Consider the following 16,889-nt stretch of genomic DNA (forward strand, 5'->3'; position numbering starts at 1 on the left):
CTTTCCAGGTTCCCGCTTCCGCGTTTCCCTTTCCGGCGACTCCGACTTTATCAGAAGTTCCGGGCCGGACTTACCGGCCGCTCTTTTCCGATTCATCGGGAGTGTGGCTTCTTCGGAATCGAAGTTCCCAGAAGCAGACAGACACTCGCTGCTGCCGACCGGATTAGATCCAGTTCTAGGCAACTGTTCGAATCTACCTCCCCGACCGGTCCGTGTCAACGGCTCCTTTGGGGCGAAGAGGAGACTAGCAGCTCAGCGGGAGTGCCCGCACATCAGGCAGCCGTAGGAACGGTCGAGCTGCGTTCGGATGCCTCGACGTCGCCTGTCTCACCGGCTCGTACGGCACGGCCGCCCAGGACGTAGACGTACGACAGGAAGGCGCCTTCGGCGATGACGCCGATGCCGATGCGGGCCCAGGTGGGGAGGCCCGACGGGGTGACGAAGCCTTCGATGGCTCCGGAGACGAACAGGACCAGGGCCAGGCCGATGGCCATGCCCACGGCGGCTCGGCCCTCTTCCGCGAGGGCGGTGCGGCGCGAGCGTGGGCCGGGGTCGATGAGGGTCCAGCCGAGGCGCATTCCGGTACCCGCCGCTACGAAGACTGCCGTCAGTTCGAGCAGGCCGTGCGGGAGGATCAGGCCGAGGAACGTGTCGAGTCGGCCGGCCGATGACATCAGGCCGATGCCTACTCCGAGGTTGAGCATGTTCTCGAAGAGGATCCAGAGGACCGGTAGGCCCAGGAAGACTCCCAGGACCAGGCACATCGCGGCGGCTTGGGCGTTGTTCGTCCAGACTTGCGCGGAGAAGGCGGCTGCCGGGTGGCTGGAGTAGTAGGTCTCGTACTCGCCGCCGGGGCGGGTGAGTTGGCGCAGTTGGCTCGGGGCCGCGATGGATGCCTGTACTTCGGGGTGAGTACCTATCCACCAGCCCAGGAGGATCCCGACTGCCGTCGACAGCAACGCGGTGGGGACCCACCAGTGGCGTGCCCTGTAGACCGCAGCCGGAAAACTGTGCCCCAGGAAGTGCGTGACATCACGCCAGGAGGCGCGGCGGGTTCCTGTCACCGCACTACGCGCGCGTGCCACGAGTTGGCTGAGGCGACCGGTGAGCTGGGGATCCGGGGCGCTGGACTGGATCAGAGACAGATGGGTGGCGGTCCGCTGGTAGAGGGCGACGAGTTCGTCGGCCTCGGCGCCGTTGAGGCGGCGCTGGCGGCGGAGCAGCGCGTCGAGGCGGTCCCACTCGGCTCGGTGGGCCGAGACGAAGACGTCGAGGTCCATCTGGTTGCCTGCTCCTCGGCTGCTCGTCGACTGCTGGTCGGGGATCAGCTTGTCGTACTGGGGCACGATGTGCCCTCAGCTTGGCAGACTGGCTGTTCCAGGGGCAGGGCAGGGGAAGGGCGGCAGGCGTGAGTGAGCTGGTGACGGGCGAGGCGGTGGCGCTGGAGTTGCGCCCCGCGAGGCTGCCCAGCAGGGCGCTGGCGGTGTTGCTCGATCTGATCGTGGCCATGGCCGCCTACATCGGTGTGAGCGTGGCTCTGATGTTCTCCACTGCCTCTTTGGACGACGCGGCGCAGATCGCGCTGTCGATCGCGGCCTTCGTGCTGGTTCTGGTGGGCGCGCCCATAGCGGTGGAGACGCTCAGTCATGGGCGTTCGCTCGGGAAGCTGGCGTTCGGGCTGCGTGTGGTGCGGGACGACGGCGGGCCGATCCGGTTCCGGCACGCGCTCGTGCGGGGTGCGATCGGTGTGGTCGAGATCCTGATGACGTTCGGGACCGTCGCCTGTATCGCCTCGCTCGTCTCGGCGCGCGGTCGGCGACTCGGGGATGTGTTCGCGGGCACTCTGGTCGTACGGGAAAGGGTGCCCGCCGGGCAGACGTCCTTCGTGCCGCCTCCGCCGGTCTGGCTGACGGGACGTTTCGCCGAGCTTGATCTGTCGGCCGTTCCCGATGGGTTGTGGCTGGCCATCCGGCAGTACCTGACGCGGATGCAGCAGTTGGATCCGCAGGTGGGCTGGGCCATGGCCGAACGGCTGGCCACGGATCTCGTGGCACGTACGGGAGCCCCGGCGCCGCAGGGGGTTCCGCCGGCCGCGTATCTGGCGGCGGTGGTGCAGGAGCGGCAGGAGCGGGACATGCGGCGGGCCTTCAGGAACCGTGGGGCCGGCGCCCATTCGGCGTCTCAGGCGTTCGGGGGCGCATCGGCCGGCAGGTTCAGGCCGGGGACCGGTGTGCCGGGCGCCTTCGGCAACTCGGCCCCTCAGCCGCCTTCGACTCCTCCTCAGACCTCCGGGGCTGCTCCCGCGCCTGCTCCCGTTGGCTGGGCGGCCCCAGCCAGTTCCCCTTCGCCCAGCGCGGGCGGCGCGGGAGCCGATCCGGTCCCACCGGTGCCCGGCCCGCAGCCCCCGGCGCCGCAGAAGGCATCGCCCACCGAGTCTCGGCCCTCCAGCGGATTCGCGCCGCCCGCCTGAGACTCCCTCGCCTGAGCCCCCTCACCGGCCGGACCGTAATTCCTTCGGCCGACCGGAGAACGGCGTCGCTCAGCCGAAGACGGACGGCGGCGACTCCAGCTCCTCCAACTCGATGCCGGGGGCCGCGAGAACGACGTCGCCGACGATGTGCACGGCGTGCTGCTCGCCCGTGTCCAGGGCTGTGACCTGGTACTCGTCCACGGTCAGAGGGCCGTTGTCAGTGCCGTGTGTTTCTCTTTTCAGCAGAGCCCAGGACTGGTCCACGGTGCGCGGAGCGAGGACCGGGTCCGTGAGGGTGACCAGGCGGACGCGGGTCGCGGCGGAGGAAGGGGTGAGGCGCAGGAGACGGGTGGTGGCGACGAGGAACGCGGGGGAGGTGCCGGTGAAGGCGTGGGCGCGAACATTGCCTTCGGCGGCATCGGTGCCGGTGGGGTCGGTGCGGACCCAGGTGACGCCGTCGAGGGCGGCGCCGCGCACCTGCCAGCCCGCCGCGTGGAGTTCAAGCCGGATGGGGCGGCCGAGTTCGTCGAGTGTGAGGTCGACGGAGCCGCGGTGAGCGCCGGAGGGGGCGGTGAGCTGGGAGACGTAGCGCCAGCCGGAAGGGCCGGGGGCGCACTGGAAGTGCTCGTCTGCGAAGGGGGTGTGATCGTGCGGATCGTGGAGCGAATATCGGCCGCGGGGCATCGGGGTCCTGGGTCTTGACGGGCCGGTCCGGCCAAAGGAACCAAAGGGGCAGGCCCCCGGCACGGGGGTGCGGGGGCCTGCCTCAGAGGATCTGCTGCTGAGAACCCGCCGCTGAGAACCGCGTCAGTGCACGGACGCGGTCACAGCGGACGGGGTCGTCGGCTCAGTAGCGGTAGTGGTCCGACTTGTACGGGCCCTCGACCTCTACGCCGATGTACGCGGCCTGCTCCGGGCGGAGCGTGGTCAGCTTCACGCCGAGCGCGTCCAGGTGGAGGCGGGCGACCTTCTCGTCGAGGTGCTTGGGCAGCACGTAGACGTCGGTCGGGTACTCCTCGGGCTTGGTGAACAGCTCGATCTGGGCCAGGGTCTGGTCCGCGAAGGAGTTGGACATCACGAACGAGGGGTGGCCGGTGGCGTTGCCCAGGTTCAGCAGGCGGCCCTCGGACAGCACGATGAGGACCTTGCCGTCGGGGAACGTCCAGGTGTGGACCTGCGGCTTGACCTCGTCCTTGACGATGCCCGGGATCTGCGCGAGGCCGGCCATGTCGATCTCGTTGTCGAAGTGGCCGATGTTGCCGACGATCGCCTGGTGCTTCATCTTGGCCATGTCCGCGGCCATGATGATGTCCTTGTTGCCGGTGGTGGTGACGAAGATGTCGGCCTTGTCGATGACCTCGTCCAGCGTCGTGACCTGGTAGCCGTCCATCGCCGCCTGCAGTGCGCAGATCGGGTCGATCTCGGTGATGATCACACGGGCACCCTGGCCGCGCAGGGATTCCGCGCAGCCCTTGCCCACGTCGCCGTAGCCGCAGACGACCGCGGTCTTGCCGCCGATGAGGACGTCGGTGGCGCGGTTGATGCCGTCGATCAGGGAGTGGCGGCAGCCGTACTTGTTGTCGAACTTCGACTTGGTGACGGCGTCGTTCACGTTGATCGCCGGGAACAGGAGGGTGCCGTCGCGGTGCATCTCGTAGAGACGGTGAACGCCGGTCGTGGTCTCCTCGGTCACGCCGCGGATCTCCGAGGCGAGCTGGGTCCACTTCTGCGAGCCCTCGCTGATGGTGCGCTGGAGGACCTGGAGGACGACGCGGTGCTCGTCGGACTCGGCGGTGTCGAGGGAGGGGACCTTGCCGGCCTTCTCGTACTCGACGCCCTTGTGGACGAGCATGGTGGCGTCGCCGCCGTCGTCCAGGATCATGTTCGGGCCGCCGGTGGGGGTGTTCGGCCAGGTCAGCGCCTGCTCCGTGCACCACCAGTACTCCTCCAGGGTCTCGCCCTTCCAGGCGAAGACCGGGATGCCCTGGGGGTTCTCGGGCGTGCCGTTCGGGCCGACGGCGATGGCGGCGGCCGCGTGGTCCTGGGTGGAGAAGATGTTGCAGGACACCCAGCGGACCTCGGCGCCCAGGGCGACCAGGGTCTCGATGAGGACGGCGGTCTGCACGGTCATGTGCAGCGAGCCCATGATGCGGGCGCCGGCCAGCGGCTGGCTGGCGGCGAACTCCCGGCGGATCGACATCAGGCCGGGCATCTCGTGCTCGGCAAGGGTGATCTCCTTGCGGCCGAACTCGGCCAGGCAGAGATCGGCGACCTTGAAGTCCTGTCGGTTGTCGACAGTCGTCATTGCGAGGTACTCCTCGGGGTTGGGGCGAGGTGGGTACGGCTGATCTGCGCGGCGGCGGACACAGGGGTGCCCCAAGGAGGACACAGGCATGCCCGCGTGCGCGCAGCGCAGTCCGTCGGAGGCCCTCTCTCCCTCGGCCGGTCCGCGGTGGAACCGCCCGACCGCCATCAGCAGCGACGTCTGGCTCCGTCCCAAGTTACACCGGTAGGACCGGCGGTCCCCAGTCCGCTCCGGACAGTTCCAGCCGAACCGGGCGGGCGCCCGGTATCGGATCGGGCTTCGGGGAGCGCGCCGATGGGGGTGCGTACGAACCGGAGGGAAGGGGCGGACGCGGGCGATCAGGGGTGTTCGCGTCTTTGAGTCGGGCGGCGATGTTGCAGGATGCGGGGAGATCAGGAGCCTCTGATCGATCTTGCGGGGCGTCCGGGACGGCGTTCCGTACGACGAAGGTGTTAGGAGAACGACGTGACCAGTCCGGCCGGCCCTCCCCCCACGGGCAGCGGCGGTGTCGAGGGGCAGCGGTTGAAGCTGCTCGCGGTGACCGCGTGCCCGACCGGCATCGCACACACGTACATGGCGGCGGAGAAACTCGCCCAGGCCGCCGCGAGCCGCGGCATCGACATGAAGGTGGAGACGCAGGGATCCATCGGGGCTGAAAATGTCCTCGACGACAACGATGTCAGAACCGCGGACGGCGTGATCGTCGCCGCGGACAAGGACGTGGACCTGAGCCGCTTCACCGGCAAACGGGTCCTCGTTGTCGGGGTCGCCGAGGGCATTCGTCATCCCGGGCGGCTGATCGAGCAGGTGCGGTCCGCGCCGGTGCACACGGCAGGCGGTACGACCGCAGCGGCAACCACGCCCGGCGGAAAGGAACGGAGTCTCGCGTACAAGTCGCTGATGAACGGGGTCAGTTACATGATCCCGTTCGTCGTGGTCGGCGGGCTGCTGATCGCGATCTCCCTGTCGCTCGGCGGCCACCCGGACCCCTCCGGCGGTCTGGTCATCCCGAAGGACTCCTTCTGGATGGACGTGAACAACATCGGCGTGATCGGTTTCACGCTGATGGTGCCGATCCTGTCCGGCTACATCGCCTATGCCATCGGCGACCGGCCCGCGCTCGTGCCGGGCATGATCGGCGGGTGGATCGCCAACACCGGTTCGCTGTACGACTCGAAGGCGGGCGCCGGGTTCATCGGGGCGATCATGACCGGGTTCCTCGCCGGGTATCTGGTGCTGTGGATCAAGAAGGTACGCGTCCCGAGGTTCGTGCAGCCGATCATGCCGATCATCGTGATCCCGATCGTGGCGACGACGGCGCTCGGGCTGTTCTTCATCGACGTCATCGGGAAGCCGATCTCCTGGCTGTTCGAGCATCTGACCGACTGGCTCGGCGGGATGACCGGCACCAGCGCGATCCTGCTCGGCACGATCCTCGGGCTGATGATCGCGTTCGACATGGGCGGCCCGGTCAACAAGACGGCGTTCCTCTTCGGCGCGGGGCTCATCGCGACCGGTAACCAGGCCGTCATGGGCATGTGCGCGGCGGCGATCCCGGTGATGCCGCTCGGCCAGGGCCTGGCCACGTCGATACGGCGTCGGCTCTACACCGACCAGGAGCGGGAGACCGGTCTGGCCTCGCTGTTCATGGGCTGCTTCGGCATCTCCGAGGGCGCGATCCCGTTCGCGGCGGCGCGGCCCGCGCAGGTCATCCCCGCCAACATGCTGGGCGGCGCGGTGGCCGGTGCGGTCGCCGGACTCGCCGGGGTGAAGGACGCGGTGCCGCACGGCGGGCCGATCGTGGCGGTGCTGGGCGCGGTGAGCGGCGTACCGATGTTCTTCGTGGCGGTGGCGATCGGTACGGCGGTCACCGCGGTGACGACAGTCGCGCTGGTCGACGTGAGTGAGCGCAGGCGGCGCGGGGAGCCGGTGGTCGGGTCCGGGGTCGCCGTAGAGCCCGAGCTCGCGTTGGTCGGGGCCGGGGTGGGAGTTTTCGGCGCCGGGAGCGGCAGTGTCGTCGTAGCGGAGCGGGATGGGCGCGGAGGTGCGGCGGTCGCCGCGACGACCGGGCTGAGCGAGGTGAGCGGGGTGGCCTCGGGCGGCTCGGGCTCGGGTTCGCGTGCCGCGGTGGGCTTGGACGGGTGGGGGTCGCCGGGTCCGCGCCGTGCGGGGGCCGGCGCTGGAGCAGCCACGGCCGACGTCGGCACTCCCGTCGGCGCAGACGCCTCCCGCACCAACTCCCCTGCCGCCGAAGGCACTTCAGGCTTCGGTTCGCCCACCGCAGGAGAGGCCGTACCGGAAGCCGTTCCTGGAGCGCTGCCCGAAGTCCTCTCCGGGTACCTCACCGGGCAGACCGTGAAGGTCTCCCTCGACGCGGTGGACAAGGAGGCCGCGATCCGGGAGGTGGCCGGGCTGTTGGCGCGGACCGGCAAGGTCGTGGACGTGGATGAGTTGGTGGCGACCGCGTTGCGGCGGGAGGCGTTGGGGACGACCGGGCTCGGGGAGGAGATCGCGATTCCGCATGCCAAGACGGATGCGGTGAGTGCGCCGGTCGTCGGGTTCGCGCGGTCGGCGGAGGGGGTCGAGTGGGGCTCGCCGGACGGGACGAAGGCCCGGCTGGTCTTCATGATCGCCGTACCGGAGGCGGCGGCCGGTGATGAGCATCTGCGGATTCTGGCGCTGATGTCGCGGAAGTTGACGGATGCCGGGTTCCGGAAGCGGCTGTTGGCGGCCGATGACGAGGCCGCGGTGCTCGGTGTGCTGAGCGAGGTCGGTTAGCGGTGAAGGGCCCGCGAGTGTGGCAGGTCGCGGGCCCGCACAGTCCGTTCACGGACGCCCGCTACCCTCTGCGCCGCGGAAGTGCCGCATGGGGAGGGAAATGATGTCGGGCAAGGGGCGGGGACTCGGGGTCGCGGCTGTGCTGGTGGGGCTGTTGGGGGTGGTGCTGGTGCTCGGCTCCCTCGTGTACGCGCGGACCTCGTACGGGAGTGCCACGATCAGCAGCCAGAGCATGTCCCCGACGTACAGGCCGGGTGACCGGATCTTCTTCGAGAAGGTGGACGGCGGTGAGGTGCGCCGCGGTGATGTCGTGGTGTTCTCGGCGCCGGACCGCTATGGGTCCTCGGCGAATGTGATGCAGCGGGTCGTCGGGGTGGGCGGCGACGAGGTGATGTGCTGCACGGGCTCGGGCACGGACGCGCGGATCACCGTGAACGGGAAGCCGCTGTCGGAGCCGTATGTCGACCAGGGCGATGTCGACGGTGTGCGCAAGTCGTACGACGTGAAGGTCCCGAAGGGGCGGCTGTTCCTGCTCGGTGACAACCGTTCCAACGCGATGGACTCACGTTTCTTCGCGAGCGATCACGACGGGACGGTGGCCGAGTCCGCCGTCCGGGGGCGGGTGACGGACGACCGTACGACTGCCTTCGTCATCGGGTCGGCCGCCGTCGGCGGGGTCGTCCTGGTCCTGGTCGGGATCGGCCTGGGCATCGCCGCGTTCGCCGTACGGCGGCGGAGGGCGGTCCCGGTGGCGCCGTGGCCCGTGCAGCAGGGGTAGCGGGACGGGGAGGGCCCGTCGAACGTCCCGGCGGGCCCTGTTGTCGTGGGAGCCGGGGAAGTCAGTGTCCGGGCGCCGGGTGCTGGGCCGGGCCTCCGGGGGTGGCTTCGCGGTCGGGGCCCTTGGTGGCTTCGGACTCGCTGTAGATGTCGGGTTCGAGGTAGATGACGCGGGCGATCGGGACGGCTTCGCGGATGCGGGACTCGGCGGCGTCGATCGCGGTGGCGACCTCGGTGGCCGTGTCATCGTGCTGGACGGCGATCTTGGCGGCGACGAGCAGTTCTTCGGGGCCGAGGTGGAGGGTGCGCATGTGGATGATGCCGGTGACGGTGTGGCCGTCGACGATCGCGGCCTCGATCTTCTGGACGTCCTCGATGCCGGCGGACTCACCGAGCAGCAGCGACTTGGTCTCGGCGGCCAGGACCAGGGCGATCAGGATGAGCAGGATGCCGATGCAGAGGGTGCCGATGCCGTCCCAGACGCCGTCGTCGGTGAGCAGGGCCAGGCCGACGCCGCCGAGGGCGAGGACGAGGCCGATGAGTGCGCCGAAGTCCTCCAGGAGGACGACCGGCAGTTCGGGGGCCTTGGCGCGGCGGATGAACTGCGACCAGGAGTGCGTGCCGCGCAGTTCGTTCGACTCCTTGATGGCCGTGCGGAAGGAGAAGCCCTCGGCGATGATCGCGAAGACGAGGACGCCCACCGGCCAGTACCAGTGCTCGATCTCGTGCGGGTGCTTGATCTTCTCGTAGCCCTCGTAGACGGCGAACATGCCGCCGACCGAGAAGAGGACGATCGAGACGAGGAAGGCGTAGATGTACCGCTCGCGGCCGTAGCCGAAGGGGTGCTGCGGGGTGGCCTCGCGCTGGGCCTTCTTGCCGCCGATCAGCAGGAGGGCCTGGTTGCCGGAGTCCGCGAGGGAGTGGACGCCCTCGGCGAGCATCGAGGACGAGCCGCTGAAGGCGAACGCCACGAACTTCGATGCCGCGATCGCGAGGTTGGCGCCGAGTGCCGCCACGATCGCCCTGGTGCCGCCTGACGCGCTCATGTGTTCGCGGTGTCCCTTCGCCTTCGTACGTCTGTGCCGGACGTCCACGTCGGACGTCTGCCCCCGGATGGGCCGTCCGACCGTCTTTGCCCGTCCTTTGCCGGTGGGCCATTCTTGCAGCCCTGCCCGGCGGCGGCTCGTCAGGTATCCACAGGCCCGGTCATACGATCACAGTGGCCCGGAAGACCGTGCCCACTCCGGACACCTCGGCCTTGTCCCCGGCCGGGACGAAGACCGACCGGCCGGGGGTCAGTTCGAACCCGCCCGCCGTCACCGCACCGGCCGTGCAGAGCAGGATCTGCGGGGTGTCGAGGGTGAGGTCGTGGACGCCTGTGCCCGCCGGGAGGACGTACCGGGACAGCCGGAACTCGTCGATGGGGGTCTCGTAGACCTCCTCGCCGTCCGGGGACGCCTCGGGGCGCAGCACTCCGGGGTCGCTCGCCTCGAAGCGGACGACGCGCAGGAGTTCGGGGACGTCGACGTGCTTGGGGGTCAGGCCGCAGCGCAGGACGTTGTCGGAGTTGGCCATGATCTCGACGCCGAGCCCGTTGAGGTAGGCGTGCGGGATACCGGCGCCGAGGAACAGGGCCTCGCCGGGCTGGAGTCGGACGTGGTTGAGGAGCATCGCGGCGATGACTCCGGGGTCGCCCGGGTAGTGGTGGGCGATGTCGGCGTAAGGGGTGTATGCGCCGCCGAGGCGGGCGCAGGCGGTCGCCGCCGCGGTGACCGTGTGGCGCATCTCCTCGGGGTCGGCGGTGAGGACCGCTGTGAGGACCTCGCGCAGGGCGGCTTCCTCGGGGTGCGCGTGCAGGAGGTCGACGTACGGCTTCAGGGAGTCGACGCCCAGGCCGGCGAGCAGCTCGGCGGCCTGCGACGGGTCGCGGAAGCCGCACAGGCCGTCGAACTCCGTGAGCGCGCAGATCAGTTCGGGCTTGTGGTTGGCGTCCTTGTAGTTGCGGCTCGGGGCGTCCACGGGGATGCCCCGGCGCTCCTCGTCGGCGTAACCCTCCTTCGCCTGCTCCAGGTTGGGGTGCACCTGGAGGGAGAGCGGGGCGCCGGCGGCGAGGATCTTCAGCAGGAAGGGCAGCCGCGGGCCGAACTTCGCGACCGCCTTCTCGCCCAACTCCCGCTCCGGAGCGGCCTCGACGACCTCGACGAGCGTCCCGCGCTCGGTGCGCGAGGGTGCGCCCGGGTGCGCGCCCATCCACATCTCCGCCTGCGGCTCGCCGCTCGGCTCCACCCCGAGCAGCTTGGGGATGGCGGTGGTGGAACCCCAGGCGTAGGGGCGGATCGTGTTGTCGAGGCGGTCCATGCGGGTCTCTACCGGTTCTCTCTGCGTACGACTTGGGTATGACGTGGCTTCGCGCCCCGTACGACGGTGTGCGGCGGTCAGGGCTTCGACGACAAGATCAGGCGCCCGAGGCGAGCGCCAGGTAAACGGCGGCGAAATCCGTCATGGCGATCAGCTCCGCGAGGGTCTCCAACTCGCCGCCGTCCTCGGGCTCCAGCTCGCTGATCGGCGTGTCGTGGCTGAGGGCCAGGTCACGGGCGGTCGGGGCGGCGGTGAGGCCGCCGATCGGACGGTCCCGGAGCAGCACCACGCGCGCGTGCAGCGCGGGCGCCTCGTCGACGCGGTCGCGGAAGAAGTCGTCCGGGTCGGCGCTCGCGGCGAGCGGGCCGGCCAGCAGGGCGTTGTGCTCGGCGAGCGCCTCGGGCAGTTCGGCGACGAGTGCGGGGCGGCCGGCCAACTCGGCGAGCGCGGCGGCGAATCGACGGCCCGCCGGACCGGCCGACGCGCCCTCCGTCCAGATCACGGGGAGCGAGTCGGCGAGTTCGGCGGCCAGGGTCTTGGCGGGATTGCTGTACGTCAGGACGGCGGGCCCGCAGCGCTCGGCGACCTGGTCGAGACGGTCGGCGACCTTCTCCAGGGCCTCCGGCGGAGCGCTGAGCAGGCCTGTGCGGTCCAGGAGCGCGAGCAGCGGGGTGAGCAGCGCCCAGAGGACTCCGGGGGCGGAGGCGGCCAGCGGCTCGTCGTGTTCGTACGGTGCGGTCGCCATCGGTACGAAGAGGCCGTGGGCGCCGTCCACGGCCTCCGTGAGGGGGCTGCGGGAAGGCGCTACGGCGACGACGGTGCAGCCGCGGCGGTAGGCCTGTTCGGCGAGCAGGGAGAGGCCGGGTTCGCTGCCGTCCGGGGTGGTGATCAGCAGCAGGTCCACGGAGCCCGCCCAGCCCGGGAGTTCCCAGCGCAGGGCGCCGGCCGCGGGGGCGACGCCGGTGGGCGCCAGGCGGGTGACGGGGCTGCTGGCGCCGGCGAGCTTGCCGAGCAGGTCGGCGACGCAGGTGGCGGCGGCGCCGGGGCCCGCGATCAGGATGGCGCGGGGGCGGCCGTCCGGTTTCAGGTCGTTCACGCCGGCCTCGGCGGCGTGCCGGGCGGCTGTACGCACCCTCGCACCGGCCTCGGCGGCACCGCGGAGCAGGGCTCGGCGGTCGGCCTCGGCCAGTGCGTCCGGGGAGTCGAGCAGCGATTCGTCGAGCATGGGCGGCGGCCTCCGATCGCGTCGTCGTCGGTTACGCGGGGTGGCGGGCCTCGTCGACGAGGAGGACGGGGATGCCGTCCCGTACGGGGTAGGCCAGGCCGCAGTCCTCACCGGTGCAGATCAGCTCGGTGTCCTGCTCCTTGAGGGGGGCGTGGCAGGCCGGGCAGGCCAGGATCTCCAGGAGGCCGGCTTCGAGCGGCATGGGGTGTCCCTCCGAGGGGGTGTCTGCGACGCGTGGGCGGATGTGCCTGGTCAGGGTACCGCCGGTGGGAGGTGTGCGCCGGGGTTGGGGCGGAGGTCCCTGGGGGCTGCGCCCCCAGACCCCCTTCGGCCTGAACGGCCTCGTCCTCAGACGCCGGACGGGCTGAAAGTGACCGGCGCCCACCGGCCCCCTAGCCCCTGATGATCCCCAGCACCTCGTCCCGCACCTTCCCCATCGTCGCCTCGTCCCGCGCCTCCGTGTTGAGGCGCAGCAGCGGTTCCGTGTTGGAGGGGCGGACGTTGAACCACCAGTCGGCGGAGGTGACGGTCAGGCCGTCGAGTTCGTCGAGGGTCAGGCCGTCCTGGCCTTCGTAGGCGGCGCGGATCGCGGCGAGGCGGGCCTGCTGGTCGTCGACCGTGGAGTTGATCTCGCCCGAGCCCACGTAGCGGTCGTACTGGGCCAAGAGGGCGGAGAGCGGGCCGTCCTGGCCGCCCAGCGCGGCGAGGACGTGGAGGGCGGCCAGCATGCCCGTGTCGGCGTTCCAGAAGTCCTTGAAGTAGTAGTGCGCGGAGTGCTCTCCGCCGAAGATCGCACCGGACTTCGCCATCTCGGCCTTGATGAAGGAGTGGCCCACGCGCGTGCGTACCGGTGTGCCGCCGTTCTCCTTGACGACCTCGGGGACCGACCAGGAGGTGATCAGGTTGTGGATGATCACGCCCGTGCCGCCGTTCCTCGCCAGCTCGCGGGCGGCGACCAGGGCGGTGATCGCGGACGGCGGGACCGGGTCGCCGTTCTCATCGACCACGAAGCAGCGGTCGGCGTCACCGTCGAAGGCGATGCCGAGGTCGGCGCCCTCCTCGCGGACGCGCGTCTGGAGGTCGACGATGTTGGCCGGGTCGAGCGGGTTGGCCTCGTGGTTCGGGAAGGTGCCGTCCAGCTCGAAGTACATCGGGACCAGCGTGAGCGGCAGGCCCGCGAACACGGTCGGGACCGTGTGGCCGCCCATGCCGTTGCCCGCGTCGACGACGACCTTCAGGGGGCGGATGGAGGTCAGGTCGACGAGGCCGCGGAGGTGCGCCGCGTAATTCTCCAACGTGTCCCGTTTCGTGATCGTTCCCGTCGGGCCGGAGACCTCGGGGGCGCCCGAGTCCAGCCAGGACTCGACGAGTTGGCGGATCTCGGCGAGGCCGGTGTCCTGGCCGACGGGGGCCGCGCCCGCCCGGCACATCTTGATGCCGTTGTACTTCGCCGGGTTGTGCGAGGCCGTGAACATGGCGCCGGGGAGGTCGAACGCGCCCGAGGCGTAGTACAGCTGATCCGTGGAGCACAGGCCGATCTCGGTCACGTCGACGCCGCGTGCCGCCGCACCGCGCGCGAAGGCGGCGGAGAGTCCGGGGGACGAGGGCCGCATGTCGTGCCCGGTCACGATCGCGGTGGCGCCGGTCACCTGGACGAAGGCCGCCCCGAACAACTCGGCCAAGGACTCGTCCCACTGGTCCGGGACGACGCCCCGTACGTCGTACGCCTTCACGAGCTGCGACAAATCAGCAGACACGGCCAACCCTCCAGAAAGTCCTATCGGTCGCCCCAAACTACCCGCAGGGACCGACAGCTCGACGTGCGGCAACCGAGCCGTCCACACACCGTTACCTGAGCTCAGGGCGACATCCGCTCCGGGACGGGCGGCGATGGGGCGTGTGAATCGTTGAACGACTCACGCGTGGATCAACCGGATCGTTGAACGACTGAATCACAGAACGACCGGATCGTTGAACGAACTCCCGGACGGCCGCGACCAGTTGTCCCACTCGGTCGTCCGGCTCAGTCGTCCGGCTCAGTTCTCCGGCGACCGCAGCACCCGCAGATGCCCCCGGCGCGCGACCTCCATCGGATCCGCCGTACGACCCCCGCCGCCGGCCCCTCCGCCGCCTGCCCCGGCCGCCCGTTCCTGCGGGCGGGCCGCCTCGCGGACCGCGTTGGCAAGCGCTTCCAGGTCGTCGCCGCTCGGGCGGGCCGGAGCGGAGCTGTCGAGGAGGCGGACGACCTCCCAGCCGCGAGGCGCGGTGAGGCGCTCGGAGTGCTCGGCGCACAGGTCGTAGCAGTGGGGTTCGGCGTAGGTGGCGAGCGGGCCGAGGACCGCGGTCGAGTCGGCGTAGACGTACGTCAGCGTCGCGACGGCGGGCCGGCCGCAAGCGGTGCGCGAACAGCGACGTACAGGGCTCACGACGTTGGACGGTACCGCACTCTTGAGCGGGCCGCGACGACTCTCCCCCAGGTCACTCCCCCGTGTCGGGTTGTGAAACGCCCCACACACCTCTCCGACAACACGCCACTGACCTGCGCGAACACCCCCTCCCGGGATCTCGAACAGGGTCGGGGCCGGTCAGCACTCGGCACAAACACCGTCAATTGCCTTGAGAGCGACGGTCTTGGAGACATACGGAATCGAGCCCAACCTTGGCTGGAATGGTCATCCGGCGACATGACGCCCAAGTGATCGGACGCCGCCCGGACGGCGAGTGGAGTCCGGCAGCGGGACCTGACGGGGACTACGCTTCACCAGTGATGGACACCCCCGTACCGCCCCCCGCCGCCGGCCCCGGGCCCCGCCGCCGCGATCGCCACGGCCGGGGCATGCGCGGCCCGATCGCACCGCCGCAGGTTCCGCTGGCCGCGAGCCGGGCCGAGGCGTTCGCGGATCTGGTGCAGGACTCCGTGGAGCGCCTGGAGCGACGCTGGCCGCAGCTGGCCGACATCGATTTCCTCGTCCTCGAAGTCCCTCGACTGGGTGGTGCGGGCGAGGGCTGGAACGACGAGTCGGTGCCCATGGGAGGCACGATCGCCGCCCGTGAGGGGCAGCCCGCGCGCGTGGTGATCTATCGGCGGCCGGTCGAGATCCGCACGAAGGGGCGCGACGAACGCGCGGCCCTGGTCCACGAGATCGTCGTGGAGCAGGTCGCCGAACTGCTGGGCCTCACTCCGGAGACGGTCGACCCGCGCTACGGGGAGGACTGAACTCCCTCCCCGCGCGCGGGGGGTCGCGGGCCGCTACTTCTTCTGGAGGACCGACAGGTCCTCGTCCGTCTGCGGCACCGACACCGTCCCCCGGTCGTCGGGCAGCGTCTGGATCGTGAAGCCCGGTACGCCCTCCTCGGTCGCCGAGAGCGTCCGGGCCGCGTACACCGGGCCGCCCGACTGGGGCTCGACGGTCAGCGCGTAGGTGCCCTTCAGGCCGCCGGGGACCGGGAGTTCGACGGCCTGTGTGGTGCCTGCCTTGATCGTGTACGTCTTGGAGACCGGCGTACCGCCGCCGCTGCCGGCGGACGCGGTAACCTTGACGGTCGCGGTGCGGGTAGGGGCGACCAGGGACAGCGTGGAGCCCTTGCCGCTGTTGTCGGCGGCCGTCGCGCGCGTGCCGACCGCGCCGGTCGCCGGGATGAACGCCGTCTCCTGCTTGCCGCCCTTGCCCCGTACGACCTTCAGCGCGGCCACGACCGGCACGGACTGGTCGGTCGGCGTCAGGACCAGGGAGCCCGGGTCGCCGCGGGTGAGGTCGCCCAGGTCGACGCCGACCGTCATGCCCGCCTTGACGTGCACGGTCTCGTGCCCGGCCGGCGTGATCATCCCGGTGGGCGAGGAGAGCCGCACCTTCAGGTCGGCGTCCGAGTCGCCCGGTGTGAAGGCGATCAGCCGTACCGAGGTGGCGTCCTTCGGGATGCCCGGCATGACCAGGCTGCCCGCCGGGTCGGTGGACGCGGCCAGCCAGTCGCCGCCGAGCTTGGCGTCGAGGGCCTGCACGGCCGCGCCGACCCGGCCGCTGCGCACGACGACGTGCACGGTCAGATCGGTCTCCTGGTCGTCGGTGAGCGTGGACAGCAGGATCGGCTCGTCGGCGTGCGGCTCGACCGTGATCCCCTCCCCCACCGTCGACTTGAGGTCGCCGTCCTTGCCGTAGAGGTCGATGTCGACGACGGCGGCGGAGTCGTCCGGGTTGGTGAGGTTCACGTAGTCGGTGCGGTCGGCGGAGGTGCTGGCGCCCGGGAACCAGAACTCGGTGTCCGGGGCGGTGCAGTTGACGCCCTGGAGGCCGCGTCCGTTGCCCGCGGCGACCTCGGTGGTCTCCTGGACGGTCCAGCCGGGCGCGTACTTGCCCTCGGCCGTGCCGAGCAGCGCGGGCGAGTCGGCGCCGGAGCTGTCGCCGGTGGCCGGCGTGCCGGGGGCCTTGGGCTCCAGGACGGGCTTGGCGGGCTTCTTCTTGCTCTTGCTGCTCGTTCCGTCGCCCGACTCCTGGCCCGCGGCCTGGAGTTCGGCCTTGCCGCTGTCGTCGGTGCCCGTCGTGACGGGCGTGAAGGACGTGTACGACGTGTCGGCGAGGTCGGAGGTGCTCGGCGCCGGGCAGAGCAGGCTGGTGCGCTCCACGGGCAGCTGGGCGGCCGCCTTGGCGGTGTGCGCGCCGGGCGCGGCCGGTGTCTTCATCTCGGCGAACCCGGTGACGGCGGCGAGCGCGGCCACGCCGGCGAGGAAGGACAGGGTGGTGCGGTTCACTGCTGGCTCCCGTCGGGGCGCTCACTGCCGTGCGGATGCTGCTGGGCGGGGTCGTACGCCGGGTCGTAGGCGGGGTCGTAGTTCGGGTCGTAGCCCTGGCCCTGGCCCTGGCCCTGGCCCTGGCCCTGGCCCTGGCCCTGGCCCTGGTTCTGGTTCTGGTTCTGGTCGTAGCCCTGGTTCTGGTCGTAGCCCTGGTTCTGGTCGTAGCCCTGGTTCTGGTCGTAGCCCT

General features: G+C 70.6%; 14 protein-coding genes and 1 pseudogene. 4 read left to right on the forward strand and 11 right to left on the reverse strand.

What is annotated here, in order from left to right; all coding sequences use genetic code 11:
- Nucleotides 1-272: 272 nt before the first annotated feature.
- Nucleotides 273-1,280 carry a stage II sporulation protein M gene (locus ACWDEW_RS44985; RefSeq protein WP_450521655.1) on the reverse strand — a complete coding sequence of 336 codons (1,008 nt, stop codon included), beginning with the start codon at nt 1,278-1,280 and terminating at the stop codon, nt 273-275.
- Between the two features lie 128 nt (nt 1,281-1,408).
- Between ACWDEW_RS44985 and ACWDEW_RS44990 the strand changes: the two genes are divergently transcribed.
- On the forward strand, nt 1,409-2,470 hold the full coding sequence (locus ACWDEW_RS44990) for an RDD family protein (protein ID WP_450521582.1): 1,062 nt from the start codon (nt 1,409-1,411) through the stop codon (nt 2,468-2,470).
- Between the two features lie 69 nt (nt 2,471-2,539).
- Here ACWDEW_RS44990 and ACWDEW_RS44995 read toward each other — a convergent pair whose 3' ends face one another.
- Both ACWDEW_RS44995 and ahcY read right to left on the reverse strand, forming a co-directional pair.
- Nucleotides 2,540-3,154, reverse strand: a complete 615-nt coding sequence (locus ACWDEW_RS44995; protein WP_450521584.1) for a hypothetical protein — start codon at nt 3,152-3,154, stop codon at nt 2,540-2,542.
- A gap of 163 nt (nt 3,155-3,317) precedes the next feature.
- On the reverse strand, nt 3,318-4,775 hold the full coding sequence (gene ahcY / locus ACWDEW_RS45000; RefSeq protein WP_450521586.1) for an adenosylhomocysteinase: 1,458 nt from the start codon (nt 4,773-4,775) through the stop codon (nt 3,318-3,320).
- Nucleotides 4,776-5,240: 465 nt separating this feature from the next.
- On the opposite strand from ahcY, the gene ACWDEW_RS45005 reads away from it, so the two are divergent.
- Nucleotides 5,241-7,553 carry a fructose-specific PTS transporter subunit EIIC gene (locus ACWDEW_RS45005; protein ID WP_450521588.1) on the forward strand — a complete coding sequence of 771 codons (2,313 nt, stop codon included), beginning with the start codon at nt 5,241-5,243 and terminating at the stop codon, nt 7,551-7,553.
- An 88-nt stretch (nt 7,554-7,641) separates the two neighbouring features.
- On the forward strand, nt 7,642-8,331 hold the full coding sequence (gene lepB, locus ACWDEW_RS45010; protein WP_450521590.1) for a signal peptidase I: 690 nt from the start codon (nt 7,642-7,644) through the stop codon (nt 8,329-8,331).
- A 61-nt stretch (nt 8,332-8,392) separates the two neighbouring features.
- Here lepB and ACWDEW_RS45015 read toward each other — a convergent pair whose 3' ends face one another.
- From ACWDEW_RS45015 to ACWDEW_RS45040, 6 genes are all read right to left on the reverse strand, one after another.
- Nucleotides 8,393-9,376, reverse strand: a complete 984-nt coding sequence (locus tag ACWDEW_RS45015; RefSeq protein ID WP_450521592.1) for a cation diffusion facilitator family transporter — start codon at nt 9,374-9,376, stop codon at nt 8,393-8,395.
- Nucleotides 9,377-9,536: 160 nt separating this feature from the next.
- The gene (gene manA / locus ACWDEW_RS45020; protein ID WP_450521594.1) at nt 9,537-10,688 is read right to left on the reverse strand and encodes a mannose-6-phosphate isomerase, class I; all 1,152 of its coding nucleotides are present in this window, start codon (nt 10,686-10,688) and stop codon (nt 9,537-9,539) included.
- Nucleotides 10,689-10,785: 97 nt separating this feature from the next.
- Nucleotides 10,786-11,913: an SIS domain-containing protein gene (locus ACWDEW_RS45025; protein WP_450521595.1), complete on the reverse strand. Its 1,128-nt coding sequence runs from the start codon at nt 11,911-11,913 to the stop codon at nt 10,786-10,788.
- 31 nt (nt 11,914-11,944) lie between these two features.
- Nucleotides 11,945-12,115: a Trm112 family protein gene (locus ACWDEW_RS45030; protein ID WP_019072213.1), complete on the reverse strand. Its 171-nt coding sequence runs from the start codon at nt 12,113-12,115 to the stop codon at nt 11,945-11,947.
- Between the two features lie 190 nt (nt 12,116-12,305).
- On the reverse strand, nt 12,306-13,670 hold the full coding sequence (locus ACWDEW_RS45035; RefSeq protein ID WP_450521598.1) for a phosphomannomutase/phosphoglucomutase: 1,365 nt from the start codon (nt 13,668-13,670) through the stop codon (nt 12,306-12,308).
- A gap of 279 nt (nt 13,671-13,949) precedes the next feature.
- Complete coding sequence (locus ACWDEW_RS45040) at nt 13,950-14,390, reverse strand: DUF3499 domain-containing protein (protein WP_450521657.1); 441 nt, start codon at nt 14,388-14,390, stop codon at nt 13,950-13,952.
- Nucleotides 14,391-14,680: 290 nt separating this feature from the next.
- Between ACWDEW_RS45040 and ACWDEW_RS45045 the strand changes: the two genes are divergently transcribed.
- Nucleotides 14,681-15,130 carry a metallopeptidase family protein gene (locus ACWDEW_RS45045; protein WP_317887900.1) on the forward strand — a complete coding sequence of 150 codons (450 nt, stop codon included), beginning with the start codon at nt 14,681-14,683 and terminating at the stop codon, nt 15,128-15,130.
- A 33-nt stretch (nt 15,131-15,163) separates the two neighbouring features.
- Here the strand turns inward: ACWDEW_RS45045 and ACWDEW_RS45050 are convergent, their stop codons facing one another.
- Both ACWDEW_RS45050 and ACWDEW_RS45055 read right to left on the reverse strand, forming a co-directional pair.
- On the reverse strand, nt 15,164-16,660 hold the full coding sequence (locus ACWDEW_RS45050) for a DUF5719 family protein (RefSeq protein ID WP_450521600.1): 1,497 nt from the start codon (nt 16,658-16,660) through the stop codon (nt 15,164-15,166).
- Nucleotides 16,657-16,889 (reverse strand): annotated as a pseudogene (locus ACWDEW_RS45055) (hypothetical protein); the annotation flags it as partial. The pseudogene ACWDEW_RS45055 and the gene ACWDEW_RS45050, both read right to left, overlap by 4 nt.

It is taken from the genome of Streptomyces sp. NPDC001100 (genome assembly GCF_053598575.1).